At 58.7% G+C, this 19272-nt stretch carries 19 protein-coding genes; 15 read left to right on the forward strand and 4 right to left on the reverse strand.

Features of this window, described 5'->3' with window-relative positions; genetic code table 11:
- The first annotated feature begins 115 nt into the window (after positions 1-115).
- Positions 116-715 (forward strand): DedA family protein, encoded by a 600-nt coding sequence (locus ACO1VH_RS07510; protein WP_486243883.1) that lies wholly within the window; start codon positions 116-118, stop codon positions 713-715.
- On the opposite strand, the gene ACO1VH_RS07515 is transcribed toward ACO1VH_RS07510, so the two are convergent.
- Positions 716-1837, reverse strand: coding sequence for an ABC transporter substrate-binding protein (locus ACO1VH_RS07515; protein WP_486243884.1), 1122 nt, complete (start codon positions 1835-1837; stop codon positions 716-718).
- Positions 1838-1958: 121 nt separating this feature from the next.
- Positions 1959-2399 carry a hypothetical protein gene (locus ACO1VH_RS07520; RefSeq protein WP_486243885.1) on the reverse strand — a complete coding sequence of 147 codons (441 nt, stop codon included), beginning with the start codon at positions 2397-2399 and terminating at the stop codon, positions 1959-1961.
- Between ACO1VH_RS07520 and ACO1VH_RS07525 the strand changes: the two genes are divergently transcribed.
- The 4 genes from ACO1VH_RS07525 to ACO1VH_RS07540 all read left to right on the forward strand — a co-directional run bounded on the left by ACO1VH_RS07525 (position 2383) and on the right by ACO1VH_RS07540 (position 5448).
- Positions 2383-2622 carry a hypothetical protein gene (locus ACO1VH_RS07525; protein WP_486243886.1) on the forward strand — a complete coding sequence of 80 codons (240 nt, stop codon included), beginning with the start codon at positions 2383-2385 and terminating at the stop codon, positions 2620-2622. The genes ACO1VH_RS07520 and ACO1VH_RS07525 overlap by 17 nt on opposite strands.
- A 176-nt stretch (positions 2623-2798) precedes the next feature.
- On the forward strand, positions 2799-3566 hold the full coding sequence (locus ACO1VH_RS07530) for a GNAT family N-acetyltransferase (protein WP_486243887.1): 768 nt from the start codon (positions 2799-2801) through the stop codon (positions 3564-3566).
- Positions 3563-4429 (forward strand): UDP-2,3-diacylglucosamine diphosphatase, encoded by an 867-nt coding sequence (locus tag ACO1VH_RS07535; RefSeq protein ID WP_486243888.1) that lies wholly within the window; start codon positions 3563-3565, stop codon positions 4427-4429. The genes ACO1VH_RS07530 and ACO1VH_RS07535 overlap by 4 nt, the downstream gene beginning before the upstream one ends.
- Positions 4411-5448 carry a glycosyltransferase family 4 protein gene (locus ACO1VH_RS07540; RefSeq protein WP_486243889.1) on the forward strand — a complete coding sequence of 346 codons (1038 nt, stop codon included), beginning with the start codon at positions 4411-4413 and terminating at the stop codon, positions 5446-5448. The genes ACO1VH_RS07535 and ACO1VH_RS07540 overlap by 19 nt, the downstream gene beginning before the upstream one ends.
- 168 nt (positions 5449-5616) lie before the next feature.
- On the opposite strand, the gene sixA is transcribed toward ACO1VH_RS07540, so the two are convergent.
- Together sixA and ppk1 are read right to left on the reverse strand one after the other, a co-directional pair.
- On the reverse strand, positions 5617-6072 hold the full coding sequence (sixA, locus tag ACO1VH_RS07545; protein WP_486243890.1) for a phosphohistidine phosphatase SixA: 456 nt from the start codon (positions 6070-6072) through the stop codon (positions 5617-5619).
- A gap of 4 nt (positions 6073-6076) precedes the next feature.
- Positions 6077-8176: a polyphosphate kinase 1 gene (gene ppk1, locus ACO1VH_RS07550; protein WP_486244228.1), complete on the reverse strand. Its 2100-nt coding sequence runs from the start codon at positions 8174-8176 to the stop codon at positions 6077-6079.
- 181 nt (positions 8177-8357) lie between these two features.
- Here ppk1 and pstS point away from each other — a divergent pair, with 181 nt between their 5' ends.
- From pstS to ACO1VH_RS07600, 10 genes are all read left to right on the forward strand, one after another.
- Positions 8358-9401, forward strand: coding sequence for a phosphate ABC transporter substrate-binding protein PstS (pstS, locus tag ACO1VH_RS07555; RefSeq protein WP_486243891.1), 1044 nt, complete (start codon positions 8358-8360; stop codon positions 9399-9401).
- Positions 9402-9536: 135 nt separating this feature from the next.
- Positions 9537-10526 (forward strand): phosphate ABC transporter permease subunit PstC, encoded by a 990-nt coding sequence (gene pstC / locus ACO1VH_RS07560; RefSeq protein ID WP_486244229.1) that lies wholly within the window; start codon positions 9537-9539, stop codon positions 10524-10526.
- Entirely contained in the window at positions 10523-11398 is an 876-nt protein-coding gene (pstA, locus tag ACO1VH_RS07565; protein ID WP_486243892.1) for a phosphate ABC transporter permease PstA, read from the forward strand. The genes pstC and pstA overlap by 4 nt, the downstream gene beginning before the upstream one ends.
- A gap of 19 nt (positions 11399-11417) precedes the next feature.
- Positions 11418-12203, forward strand: coding sequence for a phosphate ABC transporter ATP-binding protein PstB (gene pstB, locus ACO1VH_RS07570; protein WP_486243893.1), 786 nt, complete (start codon positions 11418-11420; stop codon positions 12201-12203).
- Between the two features lie 80 nt (positions 12204-12283).
- Positions 12284-12994: a phosphate signaling complex protein PhoU gene (gene phoU / locus ACO1VH_RS07575; protein ID WP_486243894.1), complete on the forward strand. Its 711-nt coding sequence runs from the start codon at positions 12284-12286 to the stop codon at positions 12992-12994.
- Between the two features lie 6 nt (positions 12995-13000).
- Complete coding sequence (locus ACO1VH_RS07580) at positions 13001-13690, forward strand: response regulator (protein WP_486243895.1); 690 nt, start codon at positions 13001-13003, stop codon at positions 13688-13690.
- Between the two features lie 18 nt (positions 13691-13708).
- Positions 13709-14998: a phosphate regulon sensor histidine kinase PhoR gene (gene phoR / locus ACO1VH_RS07585; protein WP_486243896.1), complete on the forward strand. Its 1290-nt coding sequence runs from the start codon at positions 13709-13711 to the stop codon at positions 14996-14998.
- 198 nt (positions 14999-15196) lie between these two features.
- Positions 15197-16363 carry a nucleotide sugar dehydrogenase gene (locus ACO1VH_RS07590; RefSeq protein ID WP_486243897.1) on the forward strand — a complete coding sequence of 389 codons (1167 nt, stop codon included), beginning with the start codon at positions 15197-15199 and terminating at the stop codon, positions 16361-16363.
- Between the two features lie 93 nt (positions 16364-16456).
- Positions 16457-17875 carry a mannose-1-phosphate guanylyltransferase/mannose-6-phosphate isomerase gene (locus tag ACO1VH_RS07595; protein WP_486243898.1) on the forward strand — a complete coding sequence of 473 codons (1419 nt, stop codon included), beginning with the start codon at positions 16457-16459 and terminating at the stop codon, positions 17873-17875.
- The gene (locus ACO1VH_RS07600; RefSeq protein ID WP_486243899.1) at positions 17875-19272 is read left to right on the forward strand and encodes a phosphohexomutase domain-containing protein; all 1398 of its coding nucleotides are present in this window, start codon (positions 17875-17877) and stop codon (positions 19270-19272) included. The genes ACO1VH_RS07595 and ACO1VH_RS07600 overlap by 1 nt, the downstream gene beginning before the upstream one ends.

Raw genomic sequence — 19272 nt, forward strand, 5'->3', positions numbered from 1 at the left:
AACCTTTGCCGGCGCATCCTCTCTGAATCAGCGCAGGTTTCTACACGATAGAGAGATCACGTGCCGCATTACAATGGCGGACGCGATATTTCCCACACTTTTTCCGGAGTACATCTTGTTCGACAGCATTACCGACATCGTCTCGCAAAGCGGTTATCTGGGCATCTTTCTGCTGATGCTGGCGGAAAACGTGTTCCCGCCAATTCCTTCCGAATTGATCATGCCGCTGGCCGGCTTTGTCGCGGCGCGCGGCGAGCTGGATTTGATCTTGGTGATCCTGTCCGGCACGGCGGGCTCCGTGGTCGGTGCGCTGCCGTGGTATTACGCCGGCGCCTTGTTCGGCAAGGACAGATTGAAGCGGATGGCGAATCGTTTCGGCCGCTGGATGACGGTTTCGCCGGCGGATATCGACATGGCCTCCGACTGGTTCGAGCGACACGAGGGCGCTGCGGTGTTCTTCGGCCGTCTGGTTCCGGCGATCCGCACGCTGATCTCGGTGCCGGCCGGCATCGTGCGCATGCCGATGCTGCCATTTCTCGCCTATTCGACGATCGGCTCGCTGATCTGGACCACGCTGCTGACGATGGCCGGCTTCCTGCTCGAATCGCAGTATGAGGTGGTCGAAGGCTATGTCGATCCGCTGTCCAAGCTGGTGGTGCTGACCGTAGTGGCGGTCTACGTCTATCGTTTCATCCGCTTCAAGCCGCAGCACTGATCAGAACACCAGCGCGCCTTTCATGAACAGCGCGATATCCACATAGTCAGACAGCCGGTTGTCCGGCTTGGCGACCGCTGTCAGGCCACCGAGCTCGATCACGCTGCCCGGCTTCGTCAGTTCCTGCATGGCGCCGTCGGGGCGCTTGCTGCGGCGGATCGTCAGTGCCAGTGTCTTTGCCACGGCGAAGCCTTCCAGCGTCAGCGCCGATGGCGGTTCGTCGCGGTACTTCTTCATCATGTTCAGGTGTTCCAGCTGCAGCGCGGTCTTGCCGTTGTTCGGATTGGGCACGACCTGCGAAAACACCGTCCATTCCACCGCGCGCTGGCCGGCGAGTTCGCGCAGCGTTTCCAGATTGGTCAGCGAAGTGCCGGCAACGAAGGTCTGCGGCGCCGATTTGCGGAATTCCTTCAAAAACAACGCCGTGCCGATCGCATCGCCGATCGCGATGACGAAGCCGGGCTTGGCGGCAGCCAACTGTTCGATCTCCTGCACATTGCGTTTCTCGTCGGCACCGATGCGCACCGTGCCGCGCAACTGCAGCTTGCGTTGCTTCAGTTCGGCGGATAGCGCCTGGAATGCCTGTTGCGAAGAGGGATCGTCCTGGTAGACGACGCCGACGTTCTGCATGCCCAGCGGCGCGAAGTGCGACAGGATGTGGCGGATTTCCTGCAGATAGTCGGGACGCCAGAACACGACGCGCGGGCTGTCGATTCCGGTCGATGCCACCAGCGGCGCGAACAGTTGCAGATGGCTGCGCTTGAAGGCCGGCGCATCCAGGATTCCTCTTGTTACGCCGTCACCGACGCCGCCGAGCAGGTAATCGACGCGATCACGCTCGATCAGCTCGCTCGCCATCCGTGCGGCTGTCTGCGGCGAGGCCTGATCGTCGCGCGTGACGTAGCGTATCCGCTTGCCGTTGATGCCGCCGGCCGCATTCAGCGCGTCGAAATAGGTCTTGATGCCAGCCACGTAATCGCGGCCGATGGCGGCATTCGGGCTGGAAAGGTCGATGACCTGGCCGACCACGATGGTGTCGGGCTCGTCGGCCGGGAAGGCCGGGGTCGTCATCAGCAGTGCGGTGGAGGCAATGGAGAGAAAGCGGAAAAGGCGTGGCAGCATGTATTGGCGCAGAGGTGTCCTATTGGAGCGCGATTCTGCTTGCCGATTGTGACGTGTTGATGAATGGTCTGATGAATGACGCCGCAGACCGAAGCGGAAACGGGCGTAAATTGCGTCAGTCTTACGTCTTGCCTAAATTGAATAAACTATATATATTATTTATACGATTTATTCTTGAGGAGGGTGGTGTGAAGGAAAATGCAGACAAGGTGTCGGACGGCAAGCCGGCAGCGCAAAAGGAAACGGTAGCCGTTTCGAAGGATAAACCAGTTGCGGCCGGCAAGCCGGCCGGAAAAACGCCGGTGAAGAAACAGGCGGCAGCAAAGCGGCCGGCGGCAAAACAACCGGCGAAAAAGGCTGCGCCGGCGAAAACCGGCTCTGCGGCGAAACAGCCTGCCAGAAAGACGGGAACCAGGGCGACCACCAGGACTGCAACGTCGGCAGCAAACTCGGTAAAGTCTCCGAAACCGACGGCCGGGTCGCCAACCAAATCGGCGCCGAAACCTGCGGCAAAGCCGGCGCCAAAAAGCCAGCCGAAGGCTGAAGTGAAGGAAAAGGCCAAGAAGGCCAAGCTGGTGCGTGACAGTTTCACGATACCGGAATCCGAATACCAGGTGCTGGCGGACGTGAAGAAGGCATTCCTGAAGCAGGGTGTTTCGGTCAAGAAGACCGAATTGCTGCGCGCAGGGCTGGTGCTGATCCGCACGACGGATATCGGCAAACTCAATGGCGTGATCCAGGCGCTGGCGCCGATCAAGGCAGGCCGTCCGAAGAAGGAAAAATAAGCAAACTACACGGCTGTTGCTATAGAGAATGCAGGTTGCAATACCCAAGGCTGGCGCGGGAATACGCGCCGGCCTTTTTTCATCTGTTGTAGTGTCATCAAACTGACATGACGCTGTCATTTTGCTGAAGTAATCGGTGGTTACGCTTCGTCCCGTCACACTACAAAGGACGAAACATGCAGACACAGACGACCTCCGCCGATGCAGCCGCTTCCTCCTCGCGCCTGACGTTGAGCTTCGCCAGCACGCCGGAAGAAGTGCGCGAAGTGCAGCGCTTGCGCTACAAGGTGTTCATCGAAGCGATGGGATTGACCGCGCTTGCCAATGCGGAAGGCCTGGATCGCGACGAATACGACGCCTATTGCGATCACCTGATCGTGCGCGATGCCGAAACGCTGAAAGTGGTCGGCACCTATCGCGTGCTGAGCCCGCAGGGCGCGCGCCGTGCCGGCCGTTTCTACTCCGAGCAGGAGTTCGATCTCGGTCGCCTGCATCACCTGCGCAACCGCATCGCCGAAGCGGGCCGTGCCTGCATCGATCCTGCCTATCGCAGCGGCGCCGTCATCATGATGCTGTGGGCCGGCCTGGCCGCCTTCATGCAGCGTGAAAAATGCGAATACCTGATCGGTTGCGCCAGCATCAGCCTGGCGGACGGCGGCCACAATGCCGCGGCGCTGTACAGCAAGGTCAGCGAAAGCAATCTGGCGCCGACCGAATACCGTGTTCGCCCGCACCTGCCGTTTCCGCTGGAAGATCGCGATGCCACGCAGGCGCCGACGATTCCACCGCTGATCAAGGGTTACCTGCGCAGCGGCGCCTGGATCTGCGGCGAACCGGCATGGGATCCTGATTTCCACAGCGCGGATCTGTTCATGATGCTGCCGCTCGCCAAACTGGACAGTCGCTACGCCCGCCACTACCTGAAGGAGAGCCAGCCAGCATGAAACCACGCGATCCCTTTCTGACGGCAGATTTCATCGGTGCGGACACCGCGTCCGGTTCCGGCAAGCGCGAACCGGTCCGCTTCCGCACCATCTGGATTTCGGACGTGCATTTGGGGACGACGGGGTGTCAGGCGCAGCGGCTGCTTGAATTCCTGCGCCGCACCGAATCGGAGACGCTGTATCTGGTCGGCGACATCATCGACGGCTGGCAGCTGAAGCGCCGCTGGTATTGGGAGCAGTCGCACAACGACGTGGTGCAGACGGTGCTGAAGAAGGCGAAGAAGGGCACCGAAGTCATCTTCGTGCCGGGCAACCATGACGAAGCGGTGCGCCAGTTCATCGATCTGGATTTCGGCGGCATCCGCGTGCGCGACGAACTCGTGCATACGACGGCGCAGGGCAAGCGCATGCTGGTACTGCACGGCGACCGTTTCGACGGCGTGATCGCCTGCGCCAAGTGGCTGGCCTATGTGGGCGACAGCCTGTACACGATGATCCTGAAATGGAACCAATGGTTGAACAGCTGGCGCGCCCGTGCTGGCCTGCCGTACTGGTCGTTGTCGCAGTATCTGAAGCTGAAGGTGAAGAATGCGGTCAGCTATATCTCGTCCTTCGAGCATGCGCTGGCCGAGGAGGCGCAGCGACGCGGGCTGGACGGCGTCATCTGCGGCCACATCCACAAACCGGAGATCCGCAGCATCGAGGGCATTCTCTACTGCAACGACGGCGATTGGGTGGAAAGCCTGTCGGCGCTGGTGGAGGAGCATTCCGGCGAACTGCGGCTGGTGAGCTGGCAGGAAATCGTTGCGCCGTCGGCCGCCGCCAAGCAAAAAATGGAGGAAGCATGCGTATCGCCATCGTGACCGATGCCTGGGCACCCCAGGTCAACGGCGTCGTCAATACGCTGAAAGCCACGCGCCGGCAGTTGCGCGCGTTCGGCCACGCGGTGCTGATGCTGACGCCGGAAAACATGCGCACCTATGCCTGCCCGACTTATCCGGAAATCCGGCTGGCCTACAAGCCCTATGCAAAAGTGGCGGCAGCGTTGAAAACGTTCGATCCGGATTGCATCCATATCGCCACCGAAGGGCCGATGGGACTGGCGGCGCGCCGCTATTGCCTGAACAACGGGCTGGACTTCACGACGGCCTATCACACGCGCTTTCCGGAATACCTGCGCGCGCGTTTCCGCCTGCCGCTGGCGATTTCCTATCGCTGGTTGAAGTGGTTTCACCGTCCGTCGAAATCCGTCATGGTGCCGACGCCACGCATGCGCGAAGCGCTGGAGCGCAGCGGTTTCCGCAACGTGGTGCTGTGGAGCCGCGGCGTCGATACGCAGCATTTCAAGCCGGGCCCGCGCGAGGAGTTGACGCAGGAGCGGCCGTTGTACCTGTACGTCGGCCGCGTCGCGGTCGAGAAGAACGTCGAAGCCTTTCTGCAGATGGATCTGCCGGGCGCGAAATGGGTGATCGGCGACGGCCCGATGCGCGAGGAACTGGAGGCGAAGTATCCGCATGTGCGCTTCCTCGGCGCGAAGACGCACGAGATGCTGCCGGCCTTTTACAACTGCGCCGACGTGTTCGTGTTCCCCAGCCATACCGATACCTTCGGCCTGGTCATGATCGAGGCGATGGCCTGCGGCGTGCCGGTGGCGGCCTATCCGGTCGAAGGGCCGGTGGACGTGGTGGCGCATGGCAAGTCGGGCATGCTGGACGAGGATCTGGCCAAGGCCTGCTTTGCAGCGCTTGGCATGAAACGCTCGACGGTGCGCGAGCATGCGCTCTGCTATTCGTGGGAAGAGGCGACGCAGCAGTTTGTGCGGCATCTGCATCCAGTGCGCGGCGTCAAGGCATTGCCGGCGGTGCGCTCGTCGATTGCCTGACCGTCGGTTGGAAGAAATGAAAAAAGCGGGAGGCGTTTGCCCCCGCTTGTCGTTTTGATGCCGGCATCGGATTGATGAGCTTCGGCATGATGACGGCATTACTTTGCCGTCATTGTTTCAGCGGCTTTACTTCAGTATTTCAGCCTTGCTTCACACCATTTCGCCAAATCATTTTGCAAGATCGGGTCCCATCACCGATCGGATGAAATGTTCGGTCACGCCTTCGCGCTCGCGCTGCACGATCCACCAAATGTTGCCCTTGCGGATCGTCCAGTCCTGTGGCGTGCCGGTTAGCAGCGTGGCGGCGACCTGACCCAGCGTCGGCTGGTGGCCGATGATGAGCACCGGCTCGCGGCTGTCCGGCCAGTGCGCGGCGGCGAGTATCCGTTCGGCTGTCGAATCGGGGGCGAGGTCGGGAACGATCTTGAACTTGCGGCCCAGCGCTTCGGCGGTCTGCACGGCGCGCGTGGCGGGGCTGACCATGATGCGGCAGCTGTTGGGCAGGTTGCGGTCCAGCCATTCGGCCATCTTCGACGCCTGCTTGTGACCCTTGGCCGTTAGCGCGCGGCCTTCATCGGGCTCACCCATTTCCGCTTCCGCATGTCGCCACAGGATCAGTTCCATCGTTTTACTCCACAGGGGTGCCAAGTATCTGCATCAGATATTGCTGCGCGCCGAACGCGGCCAGTTTTCCGCGCGGCTTTCTCTTGTGATAGTTGCCGTCCGAGTCGAGTTCCCAGGCGTTGACGTTATCTTTCAGGTAGGGATTCAGGCCTTCGTTGATGACGCGTTTCTTCAATGCGGGATCAAGAACAGGGAAGGCGACCTCGATGCGGCGGAACAGGTTGCGGTTCATCCAGTCGGCACTGGACAGGTAGACGTCGTGCGCCAGATCGTTGCGGAAGTAATAGATGCGGCTGTGTTCGAGAAAGCGGCCGACGATGGAGCGCACGCGAATGTTTTCCGACAGGCCTGGCACGCCGGGACGCAGGGCGCAGGCGCCGCGCACGATCAGGTCGATTTTCACGCCGTCGGCAGAAGCAGCGTACAGCGCACGGATCACCGATTCATCCAGCAGCGCGTTCATCTTGGCGATGATGCGGCCTGGGCGGCCTGCTTTCGCGATCTTGGCTTCGTTGCGGATGGCGCGGATGAATTCCTTCTGCAGCGCGAACGGCGCCAGCCACAGGTGGTGCAGCGTTTTCGGCTTGGTCAGGCTGGTCAGATGGATGAAAACTTCGTTGACCTCGGTCGAGATCGCCGGATTGGCTGTCATCAGGCCGAAATCGGTATAGAACTTGGTCGTACTCGGATGGTAATTGCCGGTGCCGAGGTGGGCGTAATAGCGGAACGTGCCTTCCTCGCGGCGAATGACGAGCGCCAGCTTGGCGTGCGTCTTCAGGCCGACGACGCCGTAGACCACCTGCGCGCCGGCACGCTCCAGTCGGTCGGCCCAGTTGATGTTGGCTTCTTCGTCGAAGCGCGCCATCAGCTCGACGATGACGGTCACTTCCTTGCCGCGCTGGGCGGCCAGGATCAGCGATTCCATCAGGTCCGAGTTCATGCCGGTGCGGTAGATGGTCTGCTTGATGGCGACCACGTCCGGATCGAGCGCCGCTTCGCGCACAAATTCCAGCACCGGTTGGAACGATTGATACGGATGGTGCAGCAGCACGTCCTGCTTGCGGATGGCGGCGAACAGGTCGACATTGGCCAACCGCGGCGGGTAGGTCGGCGAGTAGGGCGGGAAGCGCAGTTCCGGTTTCGACGCGTGATCGATGATCTCCGACAGGCGCACCAGATTCACCGGACCGTCGACCGCGTACAGCCGCGACTTGTCGATCGAGAATTGCTGCAGCAGGAAATCGGACAACTGTTGCGGGCAATTCTTCGCGACTTCCAGCCGTACTGCGACGCCGAAGTTGCGGCTTTGCAATTCGCCCTGCAGCGCCTGGCGCAAATTCTTCACTTCTTCCTCGTCCACCCACAGATCGCTGTTGCGCGTGACGCGGAATTGCGAGTACGACATGACTTCGCGGCCGGGAAACAGATCGTTGATGTGCGCGTGGATGACGGAAGACAGCAGGCAGAACGCGATGCCGTCCTTCGACAGCTCCGGCGGCAACTGGATGACGCGCGGCAAAACACGCGGCGCTTTCAGGATGGCAATCCCGGTGCCGCGGCCGAAGGCATCCTTGCCGGACAGTTCGACGATGAAGTTCAGGCTCTTGTTGACGACCTGCGGGAAGGGATGCGCGGGATCGAGGCCGATCGGCGTCAGTAGCGGGCGGACTTCGCGGTCGAAATACTGCTTGACCCAGGCGCGCTGCTCGTCGCTGCGGTCCTGATCGCGTAATAAATAAATGCCTTGCTGCGCCAGCTGCGGCAGGATATTTTCATTCAATACGCGATACTGGTGTTCGACCAGTCGATGGCATTCCGCTCCGGCAATACTCAACGCAGCCGAGATCGCCGGCACTTCGGACGGCTCGACTTCCATATGGTTGTTCGCCAGCAGGCTGGCAATGCGCACCTCGAACAATTCATCGAGGTTGTTGCTGACGATGCAGAGATACTTGAGGCGTTCCAGCAGCGGCACATTCGGATTTTCGGCCTGTGCCAGTACGCGCCGATTGAAAGCCAGTTGCGACAGCTCACGATTCAGATAAATGGCAGACTTCGGCGGAACATGGGCCGGCACGATCTCAAGTACGGCTTTCTTGTGCATTTTCCTGGATTTCTTCATGAAGACACGCTGAGTCTATTAGTCGTTTATGACAACTTGATGACAGGAAAATCGTGATTTTTCGCATTTATGACACGAATTTTGCGGCGTCATAAAGCTGTCATATTTGCTGGGTAGAGTCTCGCATGTCTCACCAAGTTGGTTATTTATCTAAGGAGCAGTTATGCGATTGAATCTCTTCGTGAAATCCGCTGTCATCGCTGCAGGTGCGGCTTTGACGATCACTTCGGCAATGGCGGCAGACATCACCGGCGCCGGCGCAACCTTCCCGTACCCTATCTATTCGAAATGGGCAGAATCCTATAAAGCAGCAACCGGCACCGGCCTGAACTATCAGTCGATCGGCTCCGGCGGCGGCATCAAGCAAATCAAGGCGAAAACCGTCGACTTCGGCGCATCCGACATGCCGTTGAAACCGGAAGACCTGCAGGAAGCAGGCCTGGTGCAGTTTCCTGCCATCATGGGCGGCGTGGTGCCTATCGTCAACCTGGACGGCGTGGCGCCAGGCCAGATGAAGATGACGCCGGACGTGCTGGCCGGTATCTATCTGGGCAAGATCACCAAGTGGAACGACGGCAAGATCAGTGCGATCAACCCAGGCGTGAAGCTCCCGGACAGCGACATCACCGTCGTCCACCGCTCGGACGGTTCGGGCACGTCCTTCCTGTGGACCAACTTCCTGTCGCAAACCAATGCCGATTTCAAGAATGAAGTCGGTGCAGGCACGGCTGTCAAATGGCCGGTCGGCGTAGGTGGCAAGGGTAACGAAGGCGTCGCCGCCAACGTGCAGCGTATCAAGGGTTCGATCGGTTACGTCGAATACGCTTATGCGCACAAGAACAAGCTGTCGCACACGCAGCTGAAGAACCGCGACGGCAATTTCGTCCAGCCTGACGACGCAAGCTTCAAGGCAGCTGCTGCCGGCGCTGAATGGGCCAAGACCCCGGGCATGCAAATCGTGCTGACCAACCAGCCGGGCAAAGCCAGCTGGCCGATCACCGGTGCTTCGTTCATCCTGATGCACAAATCGCAAGCTTCGGCTGAACGTGCGAAGGAAGTCCTGAAGTTCTTCGACTGGTCGTACAAGAACGGTGGCGCAATGGCTTCCGAACTGGACTATGTCGCAATGCCTGAGTCTGTCGTGAAACTGGTGCAGGACGCCTGGAAAGCCGACATCAAGGACGCTTCCGGCAAGGCGATCTGGTAATCGACGTTTCACGCTGCTTAACATAACGGGCCGGCTGCAATGACGAAATCCGACAAGGGTTCCGCTTTGCCCCGGCCCAATTCCACTGAAAAAACCATGAGCGCACGTCCCGATACTCTTTCCGCTCCGGCCATGATGGGCCAGGATGCCAAAACCCAGGGCGCCGTTTTCAGCAAGTCGCTGATGGCCACGATGCGCCGACAGCGTTTGCAGGATTTTCTGTTTCACAAGGTTACCTTCCTGTTCGCATTGAGCGTGCTGCTTGTCCTCTTGGGCATCATCGCCTCGCTGATGATCGGCGCGTGGCCGGCCTTGAAGGAATTCGGCCTGCCATTCATCACCAGCATCGAATGGGATCCCGTCAACGACCAGTACGGTGCGGCGATCGCGATCGTCGGCACGCTGGTTACTTCGCTTATCGCCTTGCTGATCGCGTTTCCGGTTAGCTTCGGCATCGCATTGTTCCTGACTGAAATCTGCCCGGCCTGGCTGAAGCGCCCGCTGGGCACTGCGGTCGAATTGCTGGCCGGTGTACCCAGCATCATCTACGGCATGTGGGGCCTGTTCGTCTTCGCGCCGCTGTTTTCCGAAGTCATTCAGCCGGCGCTGGCGGTAACACTGGGCAAGCTGCCGATCATCGGCAACCTGTTTTCCGGCCCGCACATGGGCATCGGCATCCTGGCCGCCGGCATCATCCTCGCCGTCATGATCATTCCCTTCATCGCTTCGGTGATGCGCGACGTGTTCGAGATCGTGCCGCCGGTGCTGAAGGAGTCGGCCTATGCACTCGGCTGCACCAAATGGGAAGTCGTGCGCAAGGTGGTACTGCCTTATACGCGCATCGGTGTGGTCGGCGGCGTGATGCTGGGTCTGGGCCGCGCGCTGGGCGAGACGATGGCGATTACCTTCGTCATCGGCAATGCGCACAAGCTGTCGTGGTCGTTGTTCGCGGCCGGTAACAGTATCGCGTCGACGCTGGCGAACGAATTCGCCGAAGCGGAGACGACGCTGCATGTGTCGTCGCTGTTTGCGCTTGGCCTGATCCTGTTCGTGATTACTTTTCTCGTCCTGTCGGCTGCCAAGCTGATGCTGATGGGAATGGCCCGCAAGGAGGGCGCAAAATGACCGATACCGTCATGAAAAAAGAGCAGGTCAATCCCGTCTACCGCAAACGCCTGTTCATCCATCGCGTTGGCATCACGCTGTCGTTCCTGGCCATGGTGCTCGGCCTGTTCTTCCTGATGTGGATTCTGTTCACGCTGGTCGTCAAGGGCGTGGGCGCAATCGACGTGGCGATCTTTACCGAAACCACGCCGGCGCCGGGCAGCGAAGGCGGTGGCCTGATGAATGCCATCGTCGGCAGCCTGCTGATGGTGGGCGCGGCAACGCTGATCAGCACGCCGATCGGCATCCTGGCCGGCGTCTATCTGGCCGAATACGGCGAAGTCAGCCTGTTCGCGAAAGTCACGCGCTTCGTGACCGACATCATGCTGTCGGCGCCGTCCATCGTGATCGGCCTGTTTGTCTATGCGATTTACGTGGCGAACGTCCAGCACTTCTCCGGCTGGGCCGGTAGCTTCGCGATTTCGCTGATCGCGATTCCGGTCGTCGTGCGCACCACGGACAACATGCTCGGCATGGTGCCGACCAGCCTGCGGGAAGCGGCATTCGCGCTGGGGGCACCGCGCTGGCGTGTTTCCACCTTCGTGCGGCTGCGTGCGGTCAAGGCCGGCGTGATCACCGGCGTGCTGCTGGCAGTGGCACGCATTTCCGGCGAAACGGCGCCACTGCTGTTCACCGCGCTGAACAACCAGTTCTACAGCGCCAACATGAACGCGCCGATGGCCAATCTGCCGGTCGTCATCTACCAGTTCGCAATGAGCCCGTATGAAAACTGGCGCGCGCTGGCATGGGGCGGTGCGCTGCTGATCACGTTCAGCGTGCTGGCGCTCAACATCCTGTCGCGTTCGATGTTCAACCAAAAGATCAATCACTGAATTCTTCCGGGCACACTCTATGACTACGCAAACGTCTGCGGACATGATCAACAAAAAGACCCTCGAGATCCAGAATCTCAACTTCTACTACGGCGGCTTCCAGGGCCTGAAGAACATCAACCTGGACATTCACGACAAGAAGGTGACGGCTTTCATCGGCCCATCCGGCTGCGGCAAATCGACGCTGCTGCGCACCTTCAACCGCATGTATGACCTGTATCCGGGCCAGCGCGCGGAAGGCCGCATCCTGTATCACGGCGCGAACATCCTCGAGCCGGGGCAGGACGTGAACATGCTGCGTGCCAAGGTCGGCATGGTGTTCCAGAAACCGACGCCGTTCCCGATGTCGATCTACGACAACATCGCCTTCGGTGTGCGCCTGTACGAAAACCTGCCGAAGGGCGAAATGGACGAGCGCGTCGAATGGGCTTTGAACAAGGCAGCGCTGTGGAGCGAGGTGAAGGACAAGCTGAACAAGAGCGGCCTGTCGCTGTCCGGCGGTCAGCAGCAGCGCCTGTGCATTGCACGCGGCGTGGCGGTCAAGCCCGACGTGTTGCTGCTGGACGAACCGACCTCGGCGCTGGACCCGATTTCCACGGCGAAGATCGAGGAACTGATCAGCGAACTGAAGGGCGACTATACAATCGCCATCGTCACGCACAACATGCAGCAAGCGGCGCGCTGCTCCGACTATACCGCTTACATGTATCTGGGTGAGCTGGTCGAATTCGGCGAGACGGATCAGATCTTCATGAATCCGGCCAAGAAGGATACGCAGGATTACATCACCGGCCGCTTCGGCTGATCGCGACGAGAAGAAATGCAAGAACGACGCGACGCACGACATCAGCGAGCGACCCGTTAAACGAATATTCAGGAGAAACCATGACAGGCGAACACTCTTCCAAGCAATACGACATGGATCTGGAAACCATCCGTTCCAAGGTGTTGTTGATGGGCGGCTTGGTCGAAAGCCAGTTTCAGGATGCCATTTCCGCTTTCCGCAGCGGCAACGTGGCGCAGGCAGACCAGATCATCAAGGCGGACGAAAACGTCAACAATCTCGAGGTCTCGCTCGACGACGCGTGCAGCCACCTGATCGTCAAGCGCCAGCCGGCCGCCAACGATCTGCGTACCGTGATGGCGACGATCAAGGTCATCACCGACCTGGAGCGTGTGGGTGACGAATCGTCCAAGATTGCACGTGCCGCCAAAACCATCAGCGAGCGCGGCGTGACGGCCGTCAACCATTACGAAACGATTCGCGTCATGGCCACCAGTGCAGGTAATATGCTGCATGATGCGCTCGATGCTTTCGCACGCCTGGACGGCAAGCAGGCGATCAGGCTGATTGCGCAGGATCAGGCGATCGATCACGAGTTTCGCTCCGTCATGCGCATGCTGATCACTTTCATGATGGAAGACCCGCGCACCATCTCCAGCGCGCTGGATACGCTGTGGGTGGCCAAGGCGATCGAGCGCATCGGCGATCATGCGAAGAACATCGCCGAATACGTGATCTACATTGTCGAAGGCAAGGATATCCGTCATACCGACTATGCGGCTTCCCGCCTGGATGAACGTACCGCCAGCTAATCGAATATGCCCGCTGAAAAACCAACGATCCTGATTGTCGAAGACGAACTGCCCATCATCGAACTGGTGACGTTCACACTGAAAGGCGCCGGCTGGAACGTCGCTTCCGCGCAGAATGCAGCCGAAGCGTGGGAATTCCTGCAGCAGCGCCTGCCGCAACTGATCCTGCTGGACTGGATGCTGCCGGACCAGAGCGGCCTGCGCCTGCTGTCGCGCATCCGCAGCGACCGCCAGTTCAACGAACTGCCGATCATCATGCTGACGGCCAAGAGCATGGAAGAGGACAAGATCGCCGGCCTAGACAACGGCGCCGACGACTATGTCACCAAGCCGTTCTCGCCGCGCGAGCTGACGGCGCGCATCAATGCGCTGCTGCGCCGCAAGACGCCCGAGCATTCGCAGACGCTGATGAGCGCCGGACCGATCACGCTCGATCCGATCAGCTGCAGCGTTACGCTGCAGGGCGACAAGATCGACATCGGCCACGCCGAATTCAAGCTGCTGAAGTTCCTGCTGGCGCATCCGGAACGGGTGTTCTCGCGCAACCAGCTGCTGGACAAGGTGTGGGGCGACCACGTCGTCATCGAGGAACGTACGGTCGATGTTCACGTGCTGCGCCTGCGCAAGGCGTTGAAGGATGCGGAGCACCTGATCAAGACGGTTCGTAGTGTAGGCTATATGCTCTCTGAAAAATAAGCCGAACCCATTCCGTCCATGAGTCCACAGTTGCTGTTCTGGGTGCCTGCTGCGCTACGGCTTTGCCTCGTCCTGGCTGGTGCAGCCGTTGTCGGTTGGTTCTTCGGCCCGGTCGCAGGGTTGGCTGTGGGACTTTTCTGCGCGATCGCGCTGATACTTGTCCAGCTCAACTACCTGTACCTGCTCTCCGGCTGGCTTGATCGCCCCGACAGCGAAAAGCTGCCGGACGGCTGGGGCGCCTGGACCGACATTTTTTCCCGCCTGTACAAGCTGCGCCGCGACGACGAACGCAACCGCGCCGAGCTGAGCGAGTGGCTGGCACGCTTTCGCCAGGCGATGAGCCTGCTGCCGGACGGCGTCGCTATCATGGACGACGTGCTGTTCCTCGAATGGTGCAATCCTGCCGCCGAGCGGCATCTGGGTCTGAACAACAGCCGCGACAAGGGTATGCGGGTGACGAACCTGATCCGCAGCCCGGATTTCATCGACTACATTATCCTCGGCCGTTACGAACAGCCGTTGACGCTCTCTCTGCGCGACCGCAAGCTGATCGTGCAGATCATCCCGTTCGAGAACCGCCGCCAGATTCTCGTCACGCACGACGCGACCGAGTCCGAACGCATCGAGATGATGCGCCGCGACTTCATTGCCAACGCCTCGCACGAACTGCGTACGCCGCTGACCGTTATCAACGGCTTCCTGGAAATCGCCTATAGCCAGCCGGACCTTGCGCAGGAAACGCGCATGGCGCATCTGAAGCTGATGATCGAGCAGGGCCAGCGTATGCAGAATCTGGTCGAGGACATGCTGACGCTGACGCGGCTGGAATCGATTGACTATCCGCTGCGCGCCGAACCCGTCAACATCCCCAATCTGCTGGAGCAGATTCTGCAGGAAGCCAGAGCGCTATCCGGCGGCCGCCATACGATTTCGTTGTCTGTCGACGGACCGGACGTGCAGGGCAGCAGCGACGAGCTGCGCAGCGCCTTCAGCAATCTTGTTTCCAATGCCGTGCGCTATACGCCGGAAGGCGGCCATATAGATATCGCATGGAAAAACGGCGAAGCCGGCCCGGAATTCTCCGTCCGGGACGACGGCATCGGTATCAGCGCCGAACATATCGCGCGCCTGACCGAACGTTTCTACCGCGTCGACAAGAGCCGCTCCCGCGAAACGCAGGGCACCGGCTTGGGGCTGGCGATCGTCAAGCACGTACTGTTGCGTCATGGCGCTGCGCTGGCGATTGAATCAGAGCCGGAGCAGGGCAGTACGTTTACTGTGCGTTTCAATTTCCCATCTTTTAGCTAATCCCTTTTTCTTTGCAAATAGGCAAGCACTTTCCAGAGCGGAAGAGTGTTCCTGTGACCGGATGTAAATAGATAACAAAAAGGCATGGGCTTGTGGCAGAATCGCTGCACCTAGAAGCTTTCCATTCCTCAATTCCTAACAAAAAACAAATGAGGTGGAAGTAGGCAGTAGTGGATTATTTGTATGCCGGAGACTAAATTGAAAATAGCCGTAGCCGGCACAGGTTATGTGGGGATGTCGAACGCCGTTTTGCTGGCGCAGCACCACGAGGTGGTCGCAATTGACATTAATTCCGAACGTGTTGCACTAATTAATCGCCATGAATCCCCGATCATTGATACCGAGATCGAGGATTTCCTGAAGAATCGCAATCTGGATTTGAAGGCGACGCTGGATAAGAGGGAAGCCTACGCAGGTGCAGATTTCGTCGTGATCGCCACGCCGACCGACTACGATACTGAAACTAACTACTTCAATACCAGCTCCGTCGAATCGGTGATCGCCGATGTGATGGCCGTCAATCCGCAGGCCGTTATGGTGATCAAGTCCACCGTTCCGGTCGGTTATACCGCTGCGATCAAAACCAAAACGGGCAGTGACAACATCGTCTTTTCCCCGGAATTCCTGCGGGAAGGCAAGGCGCTATACGACAATCTTTACCCGTCGCGCATCATCGTCGGCGAGCGCTCCGAACGCGCGAAAGTTTTTGCCGATCTGCTGCTGGAAGGTGCGGTCAAGAAGGACGTTCCTGTCCTGTTCACGGATTCCACCGAGGCCGAGGCCGTCAAACTCTTCTCGAATACCTACCTTGCGATGCGAGTGGCTTATTTCAACGAACTGGACAGCTACGCCGCCACGCATGGACTGGATACGCGCCAGATCATCGAAGGCGTCTCGCTGGATCCGCGTATTGGAAACCACTACAACAATCCATCGTTCGGTTACGGCGGCTACTGCCTGCCCAAGGATACGAAACAGCTACTGGCGAACTATCGCGATGTGCCGCAGACCTTGATGCGGGCGATCGTGGATTCCAACACGACGCGCAAGGATTTCGTCGCCGATTCCATCGTCCGGATGAACCCAAAGGTCGTGGGTATCTATCGCCTGATCATGAAAGCCGGCTCAGACAATTTCCGCGCTTCCAGCATCCAGGGGATCATGAAGCGCATTAAGGCCAAGGGCATAGAAGTGATCGTCTACGAACCCGTTTTGCAGGAAGACGAATTCTTCCGGTCTAGAGTTGTGCAGGATTTGGCGGCATTCAAGCGAGAGGCGGATGTGATCGTGGCCAATAGATTGGACACGCCATTGATGGATGTAAAGGATAAGGTCTATACACGCGATCTGTTTGGAAGTGACTGATTGGCAATATAATCCCTCCCATATTCATGAGAGTGTTTATTTCTGCTGTGAATATAGAATGGCGGGTTTTTTGAATTCTACTGAGGCAATTGAATGTTTCTCCCCGTAATCATGTCAGGTGGCGCAGGTTCGAGGCTATGGCCCGTTTCGCGCGAAACTTTACCTAAGCCATTTATCAAACTGCCGGACGGTGCGACGTTGCTGCGCAAGGCCTTGCAGCGTGCCGCGGGGCTGAAAGATGTTCAACGCATTCTGACGGTAACGAACAAAGAATACTATTTTCTGACCCGTGACGAATATGAGGCGGCCGGCGTGAACGTCGATCACGATTACTTGCTGGAACCCGCCGGCCGTAATACGGCTCCCGCCGTTGCCGCGGCAGCATTGCAGGCCGCGCAACAATACGGCGAGGATACGGTTCTCCTGGTGCTGCCGGCCGATCACCTGATCGGCAACGAGGAAGTGTTTTCTCGATCTGTTGCTGAGGCTGTCGAACTGGCACGAAAGGGCTGGCTAGTCACCTTTGGCGTGGAACCCACGCGGCCAGAAACGGGATACGGCTATATAGAGGGTGGCGACAGCATTGAAGGAAGTGTCGCACGCCAGGTTGCTCGCTTTGTCGAGAAGCCGGATCTGCAAACCGCTGAATCCTATATCGCTTCGAAACGTTTCAGCTGGAATTCCGGCATGTTCTGCTTCGCGGCAGGAACGATGATTGCCGCCTTGCGCGAGCATGCTCCGGATGTATTAGCAGCAGTAGAACGCACAATGACTGAAAGCAGTCTCGATATCGCGCCGGTCATGTTGCATGCGGACAGTTTTGCGCAATGCCCGGACATCTCCATCGACTATGCCGTAATGGAACGTGCTTCGAAAGTCGCCGTCATTGCGGCGGATTTCGACTGGAGCGACATCGGTTCCTGGAGCGCTCTTGCCGAGTTGGTTTCACCGGATGCCAAGGGCAACAGGGTCAACGGCGAAACCTTGCTCGTCGATACGGAAAATTGCTATATCCAGAGTGATTCCCGCATCGTGGCCGGTATCGGCATCGACAACCTGTTGGTAATCGATACGCCAGATGCGCTGCTAGTTGCACACAATTCCCGTGCGCAGGATGTCAAAGGTGTCGTCAAACAGCTCAAGCTTCAGTCCCATGCTACCGCCAATTACCATCGTACGGTGCATCGTCCATGGGGCACCTATACGGTGCTGGAAGAAGGCAGCAACTTCAAGATCAAGCGTATCGAGGTCAAGCCGGGTGCGAGCCTTAGTCTGCAGATGCACCACCATCGCAGCGAGCACTGGATCATCGTCAGCGGTATGGCAAAAGTGGTCAATGGCGATCGCGAACTGTTCGTCAATACAAATGAATCCACGTACATCCCGGCAGGGCATAAACACCGACTGGAAAACCCCGGTGTGTTGGACCTGGTCATGATCGAGGTGCAGAGCGGCGAGTACCTCGGGGAAGATGACATCGTCCGCTTCCAGGATAACTACGGGCGTGTCTGATGGCAGCGCTGACATGCTTCAAGGCTTATGATATCCGTGGGCGTCTGGGCGAGGAGCTCAACGAAGACATCGCCTATCGTATTGGTCGTGCTTTCGCACAATTCTTGGGCGCAAAACGTGTAGCGGTTGGCGGCGATATTCGCCTCTCCAGTGAATCGCTGAAGCAAGCATTGGCACAAGGGCTGATGGATGCTGGTGCCGATGTCATTGACATCGGCATGAGCGGAACGGAAGAAATCTATTTCGCCGCTTTTCATCTCGATGTAGACGGCGGCATAGAGATTACCGCCAGTCACAATCCCATCGACTACAACGGCATGAAGTTGGTGCGTCGTGGTGCGCAGCCGATCAGTGGGGATACGGGACTGAAGGACATTCAGGCACTGGCCGAAATGGGCAACTTCGCACCGGCACCGAAGAAGGGCACGTTGACTGGCCAATCGATACTGGCGCCATACATCGAGCATCTGCTCGGCTACATTGATGCTACAGCCATCAAGCCGCTCAAGCTTGTCGTCAACGCCGGCAACGGCGCAGCCGGCCACGTCATTGATGCGCTGGAAGAAGCATTTCGCGTCCGCGCCGTTCCGATCACCTTCATCAAGGTGCATCATGAACCGGACGGCACCTTCCCCAACGGCATTCCTAATCCGCTGCTACCGGAAAATCGTGCTGCCACAGCCCAAGCGGTCAAGACTACCAAGGCCGACATGGGTATCGCGTGGGACGGCGATTTCGATCGCTGCTTTTTGTTCGACGAAAACGGTGAGTTCATTGAAGGTTATTACATCGTAGGCCTGCTGGCTGAAGCCTTTCTGCGCAAGCATCCGGGCGAAAAGATCATCCATGATCCACGTTTGACGTGGAACACCATCGATATCGTCCAGCGTTCTGGTGGCATTGCAATACAGAGCAAGACCGGCCACGCCTTCATCAAGGAACGCATGCGTGCGGAAAATGCCATCTACGGCGGCGAGATGAGCGCCCATCATTATTTCCGCGATTTTGCATATTGCGACAGCGGCATGATTCCGTGGTTGCTAGTAGCTGAACTGCTCAGTCGCAGTGGCAAACCTTTGTCGCAACTCGTCGGCGAACGCATCCACGCCTATCCTTGTAGTGGAGAGATCAATTACAAGGTAATCGATGCACGCGAAGCGATACGGGCGGTGCATGCGCACTACGCAAAAGCGTATCCGAAGGAAGACACGACGGACGGTCTCAGTCTGGAATTTTCAGACTGGCGTTTGAACTTGCGTAGTTCTAACACCGAACCGCTGTTGCGGCTGAACATCGAAGCGAAAGGCGATGCCAGCCTGGTCACGCAGCGTGTGGCCGAAGTGGAAGCCCTTCTTGCGAATCATCTCGCACGGGACATGATTCAATCCGCAGCCTGA

The organism is Oxalicibacterium sp. (assembly GCF_057353965.1).